A 14,021-nucleotide genomic window follows, 5' to 3' on the forward strand; every position below is an offset into this window, starting at 1 on the left:
CGAAATTCCTCTAATGATCGCGTGACATCAGATAATCTGCAATCTCAAGCAGACGGGAAGGGTCCTGGAACCCGCCCTCAAGAACCGCATTATGCGCCGCAGCCGTCAGCTGCTTCACCTCTTCACGTGAAGCCTCAAGGCCGATGAAGTAAGGATAGGTCACCTTCTGCTGCTTGACATCGCTGCCGGTTTTTTTGCCCAGCTTGCTCTCATCACCAACCAGGTCAAGAATATCATCCTGGATCTGAAAAGCCAGACCAATCTGAGTCCCGAACCGGCGCAGCGCCTCCAGCTGACCTTCGTCCGCACCGGCAATTCTGCCTCCCGCCAGCAGCGAGAAGATCATCAGATCGCCGGTCTTATGCAGATGGATATACTGAAGCTGATGCAGGTCGGTTAATCCCTGCTCGCCTTCCATATCCGCAACCTGCCCGCCGACCATTCCGCGCGGACCGGCCATCTCGGCCAGATCCTCCACGATGGACAGCACATTCTCCGCTGGAACGCCATGCTTGCGGGAAGACTGCACGACACTGTAAAAGGCATGGGTCAGCAGGGCATCTCCGGCCAGGATCGCCGCAGCTTCTCCGTATACTTTATGATTCGTAAGCTTGCCGCGCCGGTAGTCATCATTATCCATGGCTGGCAGATCATCATGAATCAGGGAGTAGGTGTGCACCATCTCAATCGCTGCCGCTACGGGCAGTGCAGCTTCACGGCTGCCGCCCAGGGCTTCACAGGCGGCGATGACCAGCAGCGGACGCAGGCGTTTGCCGCCTGCCTGCAGCGAGTAGTCCATCGCCTCCCGGAGCACCTGAGGCACGATCCATTCCGCAGGCACGATTGCGCCCAGCGCCTCAGCCACCCAGTCGCCCACTTCGGCAATGTACTGCTTCAGCGGTTCACGCGCCTGTGTCTCTGCCGGGCTGCCGGATGGCTGATACTCAGAACGACTCATCGCCATCGCCTTCCAGCCGGGCACCGAACGGCTTCTTGCGCAGCTCGCCATCCTCCGATGTGATCATCTCAATCTTGCGTTCCACTTGCTCCAGCTTGCTGCCGCAGAGCTGCGAGAGCTTCATTCCCTGCTGGAATAAATCAATCGCCTTCTCCAGGGGAACGTCGCCATGCTCAAGCTCACGCACGATACCCTCCAGGCGTTCCATGGCTCCTTCAAAATCCAGTTCCGCTTCCTTCGTCATCGTCTCTAACATCCTCCTTCATTCCCCATACATGGCAGTTCAGCTGTCCGTCATTAAGCTTTATGTTGACCACATCGCCAAGCTCTACTTCCTTCAGCGATTTGATTAAATGCTGTTCCTTCTCGTCATAGACGAGACTGTAGCCCCGTGACATGACCTTAAGCGGGCTGAGCGCATCCAGATGGCGCAGCTCAGCCCCGTAACGCGCGCGCTTATCGGCAAGGCGCGCCTGCATGGCCCCGGCCAGCTCACGGGTGAGGCTGTCCGTGCGCCGGCGGGCAGCGCTGACGCTGCTAAGCGGATGGAAGCGCTGCAGGCTCTGGTGCAGCAGCGCGCTGCGCCCCTGTGCGCGGCTGTGCCTGGCTTCGGCGGCGCGGAGCAGGGCCGCGCGCAGCATGTCGAGCCGCTGCGCGTGCTGGGCCAGCTGCCGGCGGGGGCCGGCCAGCGCCAGCGAGCGCTGCAGCGCCGCGAGGCGTTCGCCGCCGCGCTGCGAGCGGCGCAGCAGCGCTTGGCGCAGCCGCTGCCGGGCAATGCGCAGCTGCCCGGCCAGCTCGGCTGCGCTCGGCACGGCAAGCTCCGCCGCTGCCGTGGGGGTTGCTGCCCGGAGATCGGCAGCGAAATCGGCGATCGTGAAGTCGGTCTCGTGGCCGACGGCCGAGATCACCGGAATCCCCGATGCCGCAATGGCCCGGGCGACGGCCTCTTCATTGAAGGCCCACAGCTCCTCCAGGGAGCCGCCGCCGCGCCCGACGATCAGCACATCGGCTTCGCCCATGGCGTTCAGGTTCTCTATGGCCTGCACAATGGACGGGCCTGCCCCCTTACCCTGTACGAGAACAGGGTAGAGAACAACCGCCACCTGCGGATAGCGGCGCTGCAGGGTGATGATGATATCCCGCACAGCCGCTCCTGTCGGTGAGGTAACCACACCGATCACACGCGGGTAACGCGGCAGCGGACGCTTGCGTTCCGCTGCGAACAGGCCTTCCTTCTCCAGCTTGCTCTTGAGCTGCTCGTATGCCAGATACAGGCTGCCGATTCCGTCAGGCTGCATGTGTGTCGCATAGAACTGGTACTGCCCGTCCCGTTCATATACCGTCACATTCCCTCTGGCAATCACCTTGGTGCCTTCCTTCGGCACAAACGGCAGCCGTGAGTTATGCGAGGCGAACATGATGGATTTGATCCGGCTGCTCTCATCCTTCAGCGTGAAATACATATGCCCGCTTCCGTGATGGGTGAAATTCGAGATTTCACCGCGAATCCATACATCGGACAGCAGAGAATCGGAATCCAGCTTCATGCGGATATACTTGTTAAGCTCCTTGATGGAGTAGATCTGCCGCTCTGCCGCCATAAGCCAGCCTACTTCAGGCCGTGACGGCGTTTGGCTGCGATCAGCGTGTTGCTCATCAGCATTGTGATCGTCATCGGCCCTACTCCGCCCGGCACCGGCGTAATATACCCGGCGACTTCCCGGGCGCTCTCATAATCAACGTCCCCGGCAAGCTTGCCGGTATCCAGACGGTTCATCCCTACATCAATAACAATGGCACCCGGCTTCACGAAGGAGGCATCTATGAAGTTGGCACGCCCGATAGCGACTACCAGGATGTCGGCCTGGCGGCTGAGTTCAGCCATATTCGCTGTGCGCGAGTGGCACATGGTAACAGTCGCATTCTCACGCTGGAGGAGCAGGGATACCGGCTTGCCGACAATATTGCTGCGGCCGATCACCACAGCATGCTTGCCGGAGATATCCGTGCCAGTCCGCTTGATCAGTTCAATGACTCCGGCAGGCGTGCAGGGAAGCAGACTGTCATCCCCGATGACCAGATTCCCCACATTGACCGGATGGAAGCCGTCAACATCCTTCTCCACCGAGATGGCATCAATGACCGCCTTCTCTTCAATATGCTTAGGAAGCGGCAATTGCACGAGTATTCCGTCAATATCGTCACGGCTGTTCAGATCTGCCACCAGAGCCAGCAGCTCCTGCTGGGTTGTAGCGGCATCCAGCCGGTGCACCTCGGAATGGAAGCCCAGCTCGATGCAGGACTTCTCCTTGTTGCGCACATAGACCTGAGAAGCGGGATCTTCGCCGACCAGAACGACAGCAAGACCCGGCTTCACGCCGCGCTCTGCTAAGTCTGCAACCTCCCGGGCAATCCCGATCCGAATGTCGTCCGATACCTGTTTACCGCTGATAATTGCTGCTGTCATGTAAGTCTCTCCCCTTTTATCTGAATCAAGCTTTATGAGCCTGTTAAAACTGCCTGCTGCCTGCCCCTAACGGCCGGTCGGTTATAGCTCTGCTCTAAGCGTATCCACATCCTGAATCATTTTGCCGAGGACACCGTTCACGAATTTACCGGAATCGTCGGTACCGAAATGCTTGGCCAGATCAATCGCCTCATTGACGGCAACCTTGGCCGGCACATCGCTGGCGAAGATCATCTCGAAGGTAGCCAGACGCAGAATCTGACGGTCTACCCGTGACAGACGGCTCATCTGCCAGCCCTTGAGGTAATGCTCCAGCATATCGTCGATCGCCATTTTGTGCTCCCATACGCCGTTGACATGCAGAATGACATACGCTTTCAGCTCAATCTCATCCGTAATGACGCGCTCGGTCTCATTCTCATCCGCCGCCTCTTCAATCAGCATCTCAACCGCCTCGGTAACCTCAACATCGTTCATTTCCATCTGATACAGGCTTTGAACAATAATTTCTCTCGCTAAACGTCTCTTCATCTGTTCCTCCTACGGTATGGTGTATCATTTTTCAACTACAACTACTGGCCCTCGCATCGCCCACTTGGGAGCAATTCAAGTGCATTTATACCCTTCATTTCCTCGCAACGCCAACTTTGGAGCAATTCAAGTGCATTTATACCCTTTATTTCCTCACACTGCCCGCTTTGGAGCAATTCAAGTGCATTTATACCCTTCATTTCCTCACACTGCCCGCTTTGGAGCGATTCAAGTGCATTTATACCCTTCATTTCCCCGCATCGCCCACTTGGCAGCGATTCAAGTGCATTTATACCCTTCATTTCCCCGCATCGCCCACTTGGCAGCGATTCAAGTGCATTTATACCCTTCATTTCCTCACATCGCCCACTTTGGAGCGATTCAAGTGCATTTATACTCTTCATTTCCTCACATCGCCCACTTGGCAGCGAGATAAATCAATTCCCAAGCTGCAAAAAACCGCGCAGCCTTTCTTCCGCAGGTCAGCAACTCAAAGTAACGGGTTCCAGGCTTCCGGGAGAAAGACTATCGCGGTTCATTTGAAGGGACGCCAGCGTCCGGACAGCCGTGCCACAATCTCCTGCCATTGAAACAGGGGACCCTGCGCGGTATCCTTTCTTTTGCCGAACGTATATCCGATGAACACTACCAGTGCAAAGAACAGCATATCCCAAAAACCGCTAATCAGATAAATCAATCCGAGAAAGACACCGAAGGTAACTCCGGTAATTCTACCCCCGTGACTTTCCCATACTTCTCTCCAGGACATAAGGGAAACCCACCTCTATTCCACTCGACTTTTGAAGCTTGGGGACTGTGTGAGGTTAGCAATGTATACGGACACATCTGCAACCGGAATCCCGGTTGTCTCCTGCACGAAATCATGCACCTGGCGCTGTACCTCCGTAGTAAGCAGGGGCAGCGAATGCTCGCCGTCGACTACCGCACGGATCATAATCTCAAGACCCGCCTGTGAGACACGGATACGCGATTTCAGGTCACGGATGCCCTTCACTTTGCCCGCTGCCTTCAGACTGAGGTTCTCAATCGTCTCCATTGAGATCTGAATATCCCCATATTCGGTACGCTGATCAACGGAGGGCAGGGAAGCACGGTCGCGGCGCAGGGAGATGTAGAAGAAACGGATGCTCAGCAGGAACAGAATGACCGCCACAGAGATCGCAGCGATATATACCGCCGGTCCGTCCTGAATTTCATACTTGTCCGGGATGACACCGCTTAAGAGGAGGATGGCAATTACAGATAGTATTCCAATACTTAAGCTGTAAAGGAACAGCAGAAGCCTGTCCAGAATTTTGGCCACGAGTCTCACAACCTCCTTAAATTAAGGTAAACCCTCGACGTACTGCCCGAGGGTTTAGGAAAGAACAAAGCCTTTACTTCACACGGATAACCGCATCTGTATCTTCGCTCTTGTCAATGCTTGTATTGCTTTTGAACTGCACATCATGAATATGCACGTTCACTTCCACAACGGTCAGACCGGTCATGGTCTCGATGGAACGCTTAACGTTGCGCTGAATTTCAGCAGCCACTTCGGGAAGACGGTTGCCGTATTCAATGATCACGGACACATCAACCGCAGCCTCGCGCTGCCCAACCTCAACCTTAACTCCCTTGGACAGGTTCTTGCGTCCTAGAAGCTCCACGATTCCGCCGGCGAAACCGCCGCTCATTCCGGCCACACCTTTAACCTCGACGGTTGCCAAACCGGCGATAACCTCAATCACTTCAGGAGCGATCTGGATTTCACCGATTTCCGTACGTTCATATTCTGTCGGCAATGTACTCATTTTGGACTTCACACCTTTCCTGCAAAAAAAAGTTGTTGGTACACTTCAAGCGGGCAGTTCGCCTCTTATTAAACATACTATATCATTTGGCGAACTTTATGACAAACGATGAGAAGTCGTCCTAAATTTCATACTCTTCGAGGAACTTAATATCGAAATTACCGTCCAAGAACACCGGATGCTCCAGCAGTCTCTGGTGGAAAGGAATCGTAGTATGTATGCCCTCCACAGCAAATTCGGCCAGTGCCCGCTTCATCTTGGCGACCGCCTCATACCGCGTCGGCGCCCAGACGATCAGCTTGGCAATCATCGAGTCATAAAAAGGTGAGATCGTATAGCCCGGGTACGCCGCACTGTCCACCCGTACTCCAAGTCCGCCCGGAGGCAGATAGAAGCCGATTTTGCCCGGAGACGGCATGAAATTACGCTCAGGGTCCTCGGCATTGATCCGGCATTCGATCGACCAGCCGTTAATCACAATCTCCTCCTGGGTGAAGGAGAGCGGATTGCCTTCCGCCACAGAGATCATTTCCTTGATCAGATCCACTCCGGTAACCATCTCCGTTACGGGATGCTCCACCTGGATACGTGTATTCATCTCCATGAAATAGAACTGGCCGTCAGGTCCCAGCAGGAATTCCAGGGTGCCCGCTCCCGAGTAGTTAACCGCCTGAGCAGCCCGTACAGCCGCTTGGCCCATCGCTTCGCGGGTCTCCGGTGTCAGGATGGAGCATGGAGCTTCCTCCACCAGCTTCTGGCGGCGGCGCTGCACAGAGCAGTCCCGTTCGCCCAGATGGACTACGTTGCCGTGATTATCGGCGATAATCTGAATCTCCACATGCTTCATGCCGGTAAGGAACTTCTCCAGATATACCCCGGCATTGCCAAAAGCCTTCTGGGCTTCCTGCTGGGCCGCTGTAATCTGCTTCACCAGCGATTCTTCGTCCTCGGCGATACGGATGCCTTTGCCTCCGCCGCCTGCGGTAGCCTTGACGATAATCGGGTACCCGATATCACGCCCCAGCATCACCGCTTCCTCTATATCCCCGACAATCCCGTCCGAGCCCGGTATAATCGGAACACCGGCCAGCTTCATCGTTTCTTTGGCAACAGCCTTATCGCCCATCCGCGTAATCGCATCCGGCGACGGACCGATGAAGGTAATATTGCAGGATTCACAAATCTCGGCGAAGTCCGCATTCTCGGCCAGGAAGCCATAGCCCGGATGAATAGCATCGCAGTCTGTCAGCGTAGCCACGCTCATAATATTGGTAAAGTTCAAATAGCTGTCCTTGGCGGGCATCGGTCCGATGCAATACGCCTCGTCAGCCAGGCGGACATGCAGGGAATCCCGGTCCGGCTCCGAATAGACAGCCACGGTGGAAATACCCAGCTCGCGGCAGGCCCGTATAATGCGGACCGCAATTTCGCCGCGGTTGGCAATCAGCACTTTTTGAATGTTCATGCGTTTCCTCCCAAAGTTTAGCGAAGCTTGCAAGCTCCTCCTAATTCTCGCGGCAATTATTCCGCTCTCACCAGAAACAGCGGCTGTCCGTATTCGACCAGCTGGCCGTTCTCAGCCAGGACAGAGACAATCTCGCCCTTCACTTCCGCTTCCAGCTCATTCATCAGCTTCATCGCTTCAATGATGCAGACCGTGGATTTCTCGCCCACCCGGTCTCCTACATTGACGAAGGCTGGCGTTTCCGGTGAAGCTGCGCTATAGAAGGTCCCTACCATCGGCGAGACGATTTTATGTAATGCGCCTTCAGCGGAGGGTGCTTGCTGCTGCGTGGCAGCAGGGACTTCACTGACAGCCGGAGGGGCAACAATCTGTGGACTTTGCGGCTGCGGGGCTGGCGTAAAGGGGTACGCATAAGGAGTCGCCTGAATTACTGTTCCATCAGCTTCAGAGCGATCCGGTTTGCGGATAGCCAGCTTCATACCTTCGCTTTCAATCTCCAGTTCGTGCACGGAGGAAGTCTGGTCCAGCAATTTAATTAATTCCTTAATCTCGCTTAACTTGAACATTGGGTAGTTCACTCCTTCAGCTTTCTCTCGAAGCCATTTTGGACGCGGGCTGTGCAGGGTACGTATCCGTTCTGACAAGCAAACCTGTGAGCCGGTCTGCCCCTGGTTCTCTTGAATCGGTGCTCTGTGTAACCGCTGCCTGCGCAATCTTCTTCTTATATGCATAGATAACTTTATGTATTATATCACAAACGCTAGAAATGGAAAGAGCCTGGGACGACCCCGGGCTCTTTCGGCATTTTATTCTATTTTCTCTGATTTTATTCAGGAGACTTATTGCTCGGAGACGTATTGGACCTTGATCTTGTCCTGGGTTACACTCAATTCCTTCATTACAAAGTCCACGATACCGACAGCCTGCTTCACATCCAGCTTGTCGCTGAGTACAACGATGGTATAGGCGTCGCCTGCTTCTTCCTTCACAATCGCTTCCCCGTATTTCTGCTGGAGTTTCTCTTCGATTCCGGTGATTTTGGACTCCTTCTCCTCCAGCTTGCTGAGCTGCTCCTGAGCCATCGCATTCTCGGCAGGCGTCTTATCCATATCATTAATCAGCGCCAGCAGATCATTGTGGTCCTTAAGATTCTTCTGCTCCCGTTCGTACAGATAGTTGGTGAACAGGCTGCTGGCCGATACGCTCTGCGAAGCCACTTCGTCCAGAATAGCCTCGTCGTTCTTCTCCGGAGTCTTGGCGGAGGCTGCAGTCTCCTTGGTGTCTTTGGTGTCCTTGGCATCCTTCGTGTCCTTGTCTTTGTCGACTGTGGCTGATGCCGCTTTGTCTTCAGCTTTGTCTTCAGTTTTAGCCTTATCCTTGTCAGTAGTTCCGGTGTCAGCCACCACACCAGTGTCCTCTGTCACGGCTGGAGTCGTATCGTCTTCGGTTACAACTGCCGCTGTCTCTTCATCCTTAGCGGTCTTGCCGCTCTCATTCACAGTTCCCACTGCGATCCCTTTGTCGGTGCTGACTTCTTTGATGACAAGTCCGCTGTCCAGCGTAGTGGCCGTTCCGCCGCCCGCCCCGTCTTTCACTGTGTCCACCTGAATGCTGCCTGCCGTTTCTTTGGGGATAGGGGTGCCCGTGTCTTCCGTGAACAGGTAATATGCCGAGAGCACCACCATCAAACTGAGCATGGAAACCAGCCAAATCGTTTGTCTTTTGCCCTTCATTGTATATTCCTCCTAAAATGTTGTTGCATATCCTCCGTGACTGCCCTGGTACAAGACTTCCTTAGAAGCATATGCTTGGACTTTCCACAGAATGCCTATTCCTGCTTGCGCGGGACGACAGAGATTCGGTAGCTTGGCACATTAAGCCCTTTTTCCACCGCTTGTTCTATGAGGTTGCGTACAACTTTGTTCTCTGCCCCCTTGGCGACTACCAGCACACCGCGCACCTGGGGTTTGATCCGTTTGGTAATGATCGGAGTCTCATCGCCTGACTGGCTGTAGGTGACGATCTCCCCGTCCCTGGAATATTGCGTGGTATGGCGTTTGCCGCCGCTGGCATCCGTCTCCTCGCTCTGTTGCTGCGAATCATTCATATTGCGCTGCACAACTATTTCCTCTGTGGAGTCTACGGTGACCATAATATCTACTGTGCCGACTCCAACAATTTTCTCCAGGATTTCCTTCGTGCGGTTCTCCATCGCCAGTTCGAGGCCGTCAAAAGAATTAGCGTTCCCGGCCTCCTGCTGCATGACGGTCTGCGAGGTCTCGGTAACCGGCGGTTCACGCCCCGTGTTCTCGTTGTCCAGCTTCTTCACATTCACGAAGGAGTTGAACAGCATGATCGCTACACCCAGCAGGCCGAGAATAATCAGCCAGCGGAATGTGTGGCTGCGCTTCGGGCTGCCGTTTCCGCCTCCGGCCCACTGCTCCAGCTTTTTCATCCATTTGCCCATTGAATTCCCTCCTTCTCTTATGATTTCACAGTATCGGACCCGGTGCTCTGTACCTTGATCAGATCGGGGTCCAGGTTCCAGTTCTTCTCCAGCAGCTCGATAATGGTTCCTGCTTCCGTCCCTGCGGCTGAAGCCGCCGGATCTGCCGGTTCTGCAACCCCCGGGGCCGCTCCCTGAGCTTCGCCATCCCCGCTGCCGTCCTCCAGGCTGACCTGGACCGGCTGGACAGGGTTAATCTGTATCGGACGGCCTGATGGAAGGGCAGCGGCACCAGAGCCCGGGACAGCGCTCTGAGCGCCGCTCTCCGCTGCCGGAAGAGCTACCGTGACCGAGGAGATCAGCGGCACATCCTTGCCGAGCGGAGCACTTGGATTCGGCCCCATAGCGAGGGCAACCGTAACCTTCACCCCGCCGATGCCGGTACTGCCGGCAATCTGGTCACGCATCTGGCCGGCAATCTCTTCGGCAGCCAGCTTCAGGCTCTGATCCTGTGCTCCGGCGGCAAGCATCCGTCCGTCCGCCAGAATCTTCTCCAGCGAGTCTGCGCCATCATCTTCCCCGGATAAGAGTCCCCCGCTTCTCTCCTGCTGCTGCATTGCCACGCTGAGCTCCTTGCTGGCATCCCCCTTCAGCAGAGAGACAAGCGGGCTGAGCATCGTCAGCAGCACCAGCAGACTAAGGACCAGTCGGGCGTAGCGTTCCATGGATTTGCTGGGCAGCAGCATCTCCACAAATGCAGCCATCAGCACTACCAGAATCAGCTCATGAAGCCAGCTGCTGAGCCAGGACATGGCGCACCTCCCTTGAAATGTGAGTTTCTACCGCATCATGACGGTCACATTGCCCGCAGTCAGCATAATGGTGACGGCCAGGAAGAACATCAGTGACACCGCAGCCAGCGCAGCGAAGACGTATATCATGCTTTTGCCGATCGTCTGCAGGCAGATTACAATCGGCGTCTCGCCCAGCGGCTGCATCACGGCGGCGGCCAGATTGTAGATCAGGGCGAGAATCAGGATTTTGATCGCCGGAAAAGCGCAGAGGAAGAGGATAATAATCACTCCCGAGAGCCCGATGGCGTTCTTCACCAGCAGCGAGGCCGAGATCACCGTGTCTGTCGCGTCCGCGAACATTTTGCCGATTACCGGTACGAAATTGCCTGTAATATATTTGGCGGCGCGAATGGTCACCCCGTCGGTTACCGAGCTTGTAATCCCTCTGACCGAGATCACGCCGAGGAAGACCGTAAGCAGCACTCCAAGCAATCCGGCCCCGATATTGCGCAGCAGGTTGGCGAGATGGGTCAGCTTGTACTTCTCCGACATTGCGCTCACCAGATGCAGCACCGCCGAGAAGAACAGCAGCGGGAAGACCAGGGTATGAATAAGTGTGCCTACGGTATGAATCATGAACACGATCAGCGGATGGGTTACCGACACCGTGACGATGTTGCCCATCGAAGCCAGAAGCGCGAACAGCAGCGGAATCATGGCCATCATGAAGTCGATCATCCGGTCGATGGCATCCTTGGCGTAGCCGATGGCGATGTTGAAGCTGTTGACAGCGATGACCAGCACAACCATGTAACAGAGCATATAAGCGATCCTGCTGACTGATTTCCGTTCAAAAGCGGTCTGAAGCGTCTCCAGAATCATGCTCAGCACACTGATCATCACAATCGTGACCAGCAGCTTGCCGTTGTAGAGCACCTCGTGCCACATGAAGTTGGTCAGGCCTGACAATACGCTTTTGAAGCTTAAGCCCTCATCTCCCGGCAGCAGCATATCCATCAGGGACGGGGTCCGGCCTTCGGGGAAAAATCCCCCGTAATCCTTCATCAGCTGATCCCAGTAAGACTCCACCTTATCCTTCGGCAGATTCTCGGCCTGCTGCCTTACCCACTGGTCCACAGGGGACGGTGAGCCTCCGCTGTCGCCTGAGGACGGGGCTGCCGGAGCCGGAGCGGCGCTTGAGGCGCTGGCGGTGTTTCCGCACAGCAGCAGCAGAAGCGCCAGCACAAGACACGGCAGAAGCAAGAGCAGCCTGTAACCTTTGGGCGGACGAAAAACACTGTGCTCCTGCATTCCCCTCACCTCCGTTTCCCTCCAACTTGTCCGGTTTCTCCTCTGCTTCAGGCCGGCAGCAGCTTCATCACCGTTTCGATAATGATGCTGATAATCGGCACGGCCAGCACCATAATCAGTACTTTCCCGGCCAGCTCTATCTTCGAGGCAATGGATTCCTGCCCGGCATCCCGTACGATCTGTGCCCCGAACTCCGCAATATATGAAATGCCGATGATCTTGAACACGGTTTTGATGTGGATCATTTCCATCCCGGAGGATTCCGCGACCCGCTCCAGCGTACCGAGAATCATTCCGATCTTGCCGATCAGGAACAGGAAGATCAGGATGCCTGCCGCCGTAGCGAGCAGGAAGGCGAATATCGGCTTTTGTTCCTTCAGTACGAGGATGAGGACGGTCGACAAGATGCCAATTCCCACGATTTGAATGATTTCCATAACGTCAGCCTATTGAAAAAGAAAAATCGTTTTGATTTCCTGAAGCAGTCCGTCCAGCATCCGGATGACCATAAACAGCACGATAATAAAACCGACAATCGTTACCCAGTGGGCGATATCCTCTTTGCCCATCTGCTTAAGCACCGTGTGGATCATGGCGATAATGATGCCGATGCCGGCAATCTGAAAGATCGCGTTGACTTCAATATTCATTCCTGGCACCTCGCTAAAAGATCAAAATGACGATCAATGCTCCAAGCAGCAGACCCAGGCTTTTACTCACTTTCTCATATTTGCCCTGATCTTCTCTGGCCGCTGTCTCCTCCTGCTTCAATTGCTGTAAAGCCAGTGCAATATGCGTACTCTGGTTGGACCGGTCACTGGTTCCGAGCGTGCAGCTTAGCTGCCGGACGATCTCCTTCTCCGTTCCTTTCAGCGATGCGCTGCTCCAGTGGGCTTCCATAGACCGCCGGATAGCTTCTTCGGCAGTGCAGTTCTGCGGAGGACTCATCTCCGCCGCTGCCATGAGGAAGAAGGCCTTCAGCGGCTCCTTCGTCTGCGTCCCGATCCGGCGCAGCGCCTCCGGCAGCGGCGTGTATCCATACTGGATCTCGGTCTCCAGCCGCTGCAGCGCTGCAATCAAGGCTCTGATGTGCCGGGGCCGGTCGGCATACTGGGCTGCCCGCTTGAAGCCGGCCAGCGTACCGGCCAGTACGATGAGTACTGCACCAAGCAGCTTAAGCATGGCGGTCACCTCCGCTCACCGGCTCCGCCCGGTCTTCCGGCGTCAGCAGCAGCGCCCGCTTCTGGGCGTCCAGAATGCGGAAGGACAAGCCCGACTCTGCGCGGTGCAGAATCACATACCGCTCGAACATGCGGTGCTCCAGCAGCCCGCCTAGCCCGGGCCGCCGGGCCAGCTCGGACACATCCTTGCCATGCGCGGAAGCGACCACCGAGATTCCCGCATGCAGCGCCTCTGTTACCGCTTCTGCATCCTCCATGCGGCCGATCTCATCGGCAATCAGCACGTCGGGCGACAGCGAGCGGATCATCATCATCATGCCTTCCGCCTTAGGGCAGCCATCCAGAATATCCGTACGCGGCCCGACATCGAAGGCGGGAATTCCCCGGCGGCTGCCGGCAATCTCAGAGCGTTCATCGACGATGCCGACCTTCAGCCCCGGACGGCTGCCCTCGCGGCCGCCCCGCCCTCCGGCCGAGAGCTGCCTGGCCAGGTCACGCAGCAGCGTTGTCTTGCCATGCTGCGGCGGGGACAGGATCAGCGTATGCATGACCCGCTGCCGCCCCCGGTCCAGCAGATACGGCAGCACTCCGTCGGCAATGCCGTGCACCTCACGGGCAATCCGCACATTGAAGCCGGTAATATCGCGCAGATGCTCAACCCCGCCTCCGCTTAGGACCGTCCGGCCGGAGAGGCCGATCCGGTGCCCGCCGGGGATGGTGATGAAGCCTTTGCGCAGCTCCTCTTCCATCGTATAGAGTGAATGATTGCTGATGAGGTCCAGCAAGCGGTGCGAATCCTCCCGGTCGGGCTTGTACGCCTCACCGGGAAGCAGGGTCAGACGGCCGCCAGCGCCTACAAAATGATATTTGCCGGAATAGTTAATCTCAAGCGGCCGTCCCTCACGGACACGAATCTCCTCCACCTTGTCCAAGAGCGCAACGGGGAGGCCGCCGAGCAGTGCTCTTACTCTCTCGGGAAACAACAGAAGCCAATCATTAGCCATACCAGGTACCCCCAAGCTGTCCTCTACTAAATAGCTTTATTCCATATTTA

The 14,021-nt window shown here is 55.9% G+C and carries 19 protein-coding genes; all 19 read right to left on the reverse strand.

All coding sequences use genetic code 11. The features are described 5' to 3' along the window. Positions 1-10 precede the first annotated feature (10 nt). On the reverse strand, positions 11-958 hold the full coding sequence (locus tag HQN87_RS06480; protein WP_173129537.1) for a polyprenyl synthetase family protein: 948 nt from the start codon (positions 956-958) through the stop codon (positions 11-13). Continuing rightward, positions 945-1,202, reverse strand: coding sequence for an exodeoxyribonuclease VII small subunit (gene xseB / locus HQN87_RS06485; protein WP_173129540.1), 258 nt, complete (start codon positions 1,200-1,202; stop codon positions 945-947). Before xseB ends, HQN87_RS06480 begins: the two co-directional genes overlap by 14 nt. Next, on the reverse strand, positions 1,174-2,559 hold the full coding sequence (gene xseA, locus HQN87_RS06490; protein WP_173129543.1) for an exodeoxyribonuclease VII large subunit: 1,386 nt from the start codon (positions 2,557-2,559) through the stop codon (positions 1,174-1,176). Before xseA ends, xseB begins: the two co-directional genes overlap by 29 nt. A gap of 8 nt (positions 2,560-2,567) precedes the next feature. Next, the gene (gene folD / locus HQN87_RS06495) at positions 2,568-3,425 is read right to left on the reverse strand and encodes a bifunctional methylenetetrahydrofolate dehydrogenase/methenyltetrahydrofolate cyclohydrolase FolD (RefSeq protein ID WP_173129546.1); all 858 of its coding nucleotides are present in this window, start codon (positions 3,423-3,425) and stop codon (positions 2,568-2,570) included. 81 nt (positions 3,426-3,506) lie between these two features. After that, positions 3,507-3,956, reverse strand: a complete 450-nt coding sequence (gene nusB / locus HQN87_RS06500) for a transcription antitermination factor NusB (protein ID WP_173129550.1) — start codon at positions 3,954-3,956, stop codon at positions 3,507-3,509. Positions 3,957-3,997: 41 nt separating this feature from the next. Further along, positions 3,998-4,360, reverse strand: coding sequence for a hypothetical protein (locus tag HQN87_RS06505; protein ID WP_173129553.1), 363 nt, complete (start codon positions 4,358-4,360; stop codon positions 3,998-4,000). 131 nt (positions 4,361-4,491) lie between these two features. After that, entirely contained in the window at positions 4,492-4,725 is a 234-nt protein-coding gene (locus HQN87_RS06510) for a DUF2273 domain-containing protein (protein WP_173129556.1), read from the reverse strand. Between the two features lie 15 nt (positions 4,726-4,740). Beyond that, positions 4,741-5,280, reverse strand: a complete 540-nt coding sequence (gene amaP / locus HQN87_RS06515) for an alkaline shock response membrane anchor protein AmaP (protein WP_173129559.1) — start codon at positions 5,278-5,280, stop codon at positions 4,741-4,743. A 73-nt stretch (positions 5,281-5,353) separates the two neighbouring features. Continuing rightward, entirely contained in the window at positions 5,354-5,770 is a 417-nt protein-coding gene (locus tag HQN87_RS06520; RefSeq protein ID WP_173129562.1) for an Asp23/Gls24 family envelope stress response protein, read from the reverse strand. 121 nt (positions 5,771-5,891) lie between these two features. Beyond that, positions 5,892-7,235: an acetyl-CoA carboxylase biotin carboxylase subunit gene (accC, locus tag HQN87_RS06525; RefSeq protein ID WP_173129565.1), complete on the reverse strand. Its 1,344-nt coding sequence runs from the start codon at positions 7,233-7,235 to the stop codon at positions 5,892-5,894. 56 nt (positions 7,236-7,291) lie between these two features. Continuing rightward, positions 7,292-7,801: an acetyl-CoA carboxylase biotin carboxyl carrier protein gene (accB, locus tag HQN87_RS06530; protein ID WP_173129568.1), complete on the reverse strand. Its 510-nt coding sequence runs from the start codon at positions 7,799-7,801 to the stop codon at positions 7,292-7,294. Between the two features lie 273 nt (positions 7,802-8,074). Next, positions 8,075-8,968, reverse strand: coding sequence for a SpoIIIAH-like family protein (locus tag HQN87_RS06535; RefSeq protein WP_173129571.1), 894 nt, complete (start codon positions 8,966-8,968; stop codon positions 8,075-8,077). Between the two features lie 95 nt (positions 8,969-9,063). Continuing rightward, a complete protein-coding gene (spoIIIAG, locus tag HQN87_RS06540; protein ID WP_173129574.1) occupies positions 9,064-9,702 on the reverse strand; it encodes a stage III sporulation protein AG in 639 nt (212 codons plus the stop codon). Between the two features lie 17 nt (positions 9,703-9,719). After that, on the reverse strand, positions 9,720-10,493 hold the full coding sequence (spoIIIAF, locus tag HQN87_RS06545; protein ID WP_173129577.1) for a stage III sporulation protein AF: 774 nt from the start codon (positions 10,491-10,493) through the stop codon (positions 9,720-9,722). Between the two features lie 27 nt (positions 10,494-10,520). Then, positions 10,521-11,786 carry a stage III sporulation protein AE gene (gene spoIIIAE, locus HQN87_RS06550; protein WP_173129580.1) on the reverse strand — a complete coding sequence of 422 codons (1,266 nt, stop codon included), beginning with the start codon at positions 11,784-11,786 and terminating at the stop codon, positions 10,521-10,523. Between the two features lie 47 nt (positions 11,787-11,833). Then, positions 11,834-12,223: a stage III sporulation protein AD gene (gene spoIIIAD, locus HQN87_RS06555; protein ID WP_173129583.1), complete on the reverse strand. Its 390-nt coding sequence runs from the start codon at positions 12,221-12,223 to the stop codon at positions 11,834-11,836. Between the two features lie 9 nt (positions 12,224-12,232). Continuing rightward, entirely contained in the window at positions 12,233-12,436 is a 204-nt protein-coding gene (gene spoIIIAC / locus HQN87_RS06560) for a stage III sporulation protein AC (protein WP_020426549.1), read from the reverse strand. A 13-nt stretch (positions 12,437-12,449) separates the two neighbouring features. Then, positions 12,450-12,968, reverse strand: a complete 519-nt coding sequence (gene spoIIIAB, locus HQN87_RS06565) for a stage III sporulation protein SpoIIIAB (RefSeq protein WP_173129586.1) — start codon at positions 12,966-12,968, stop codon at positions 12,450-12,452. Next, positions 12,961-13,971, reverse strand: coding sequence for a stage III sporulation protein AA (spoIIIAA, locus tag HQN87_RS06570; RefSeq protein ID WP_173129589.1), 1,011 nt, complete (start codon positions 13,969-13,971; stop codon positions 12,961-12,963). The genes spoIIIAB and spoIIIAA overlap by 8 nt, the downstream gene beginning before the upstream one ends. Positions 13,972-14,021 lie beyond the last annotated feature (50 nt).

The organism is Paenibacillus tritici (assembly GCF_013204885.1).
Taxonomy (GTDB): Bacteria; Bacillota; Bacilli; order Paenibacillales; family Paenibacillaceae; genus Paenibacillus_AQ; species Paenibacillus_AQ tritici.

Bases quoted from the DNA above. Each gene is read 5' to 3' on its own strand.
- HQN87_RS06480 (WP_173129537.1), bottom strand. From the start codon at position 958: ATGAGTCGTTCTGAGTATCAGCCATCCGGCAGCCCGGCAGAGACACAG.
- xseB (WP_173129540.1), bottom strand. From the start codon at position 1,202: ATGACGAAGGAAGCGGAACTGGATTTTGAAGGAGCCATGGAACGCCTG.
- xseA (WP_173129543.1), bottom strand. From the start codon at position 2,559: ATGGCGGCAGAGCGGCAGATCTACTCCATCAAGGAGCTTAACAAGTAT.
- folD (WP_173129546.1), bottom strand. From the start codon at position 3,425: ATGACAGCAGCAATTATCAGCGGTAAACAGGTATCGGACGACATTCGG.
- nusB (WP_173129550.1), bottom strand. From the start codon at position 3,956: ATGAAGAGACGTTTAGCGAGAGAAATTATTGTTCAAAGCCTGTATCAG.
- HQN87_RS06505 (WP_173129553.1), bottom strand. From the start codon at position 4,360: ATGAAGAGTATAAATGCACTTGAATCGCTCCAAAGTGGGCGATGTGAG.
- HQN87_RS06510 (WP_173129556.1), bottom strand. From the start codon at position 4,725: ATGTCCTGGAGAGAAGTATGGGAAAGTCACGGGGGTAGAATTACCGGA.
- HQN87_RS06520 (WP_173129562.1), bottom strand. From the start codon at position 5,770: ATGAGTACATTGCCGACAGAATATGAACGTACGGAAATCGGTGAAATC.
- accC (WP_173129565.1), bottom strand. From the start codon at position 7,235: ATGAACATTCAAAAAGTGCTGATTGCCAACCGCGGCGAAATTGCGGTC.
- accB (WP_173129568.1), bottom strand. From the start codon at position 7,801: ATGTTCAAGTTAAGCGAGATTAAGGAATTAATTAAATTGCTGGACCAG.
- HQN87_RS06535 (WP_173129571.1), bottom strand. From the start codon at position 8,968: ATGAAGGGCAAAAGACAAACGATTTGGCTGGTTTCCATGCTCAGTTTG.
- spoIIIAG (WP_173129574.1), bottom strand. From the start codon at position 9,702: ATGGGCAAATGGATGAAAAAGCTGGAGCAGTGGGCCGGAGGCGGAAAC.
- spoIIIAF (WP_173129577.1), bottom strand. From the start codon at position 10,493: ATGTCCTGGCTCAGCAGCTGGCTTCATGAGCTGATTCTGGTAGTGCTG.
- spoIIIAE (WP_173129580.1), bottom strand. From the start codon at position 11,786: ATGCAGGAGCACAGTGTTTTTCGTCCGCCCAAAGGTTACAGGCTGCTC.
- spoIIIAD (WP_173129583.1), bottom strand. From the start codon at position 12,223: ATGGAAATCATTCAAATCGTGGGAATTGGCATCTTGTCGACCGTCCTC.
- spoIIIAC (WP_020426549.1), bottom strand. From the start codon at position 12,436: ATGAATATTGAAGTCAACGCGATCTTTCAGATTGCCGGCATCGGCATC.
- spoIIIAB (WP_173129586.1), bottom strand. From the start codon at position 12,968: ATGCTTAAGCTGCTTGGTGCAGTACTCATCGTACTGGCCGGTACGCTG.
- spoIIIAA (WP_173129589.1), bottom strand. From the start codon at position 13,971: ATGGCTAATGATTGGCTTCTGTTGTTTCCCGAGAGAGTAAGAGCACTG.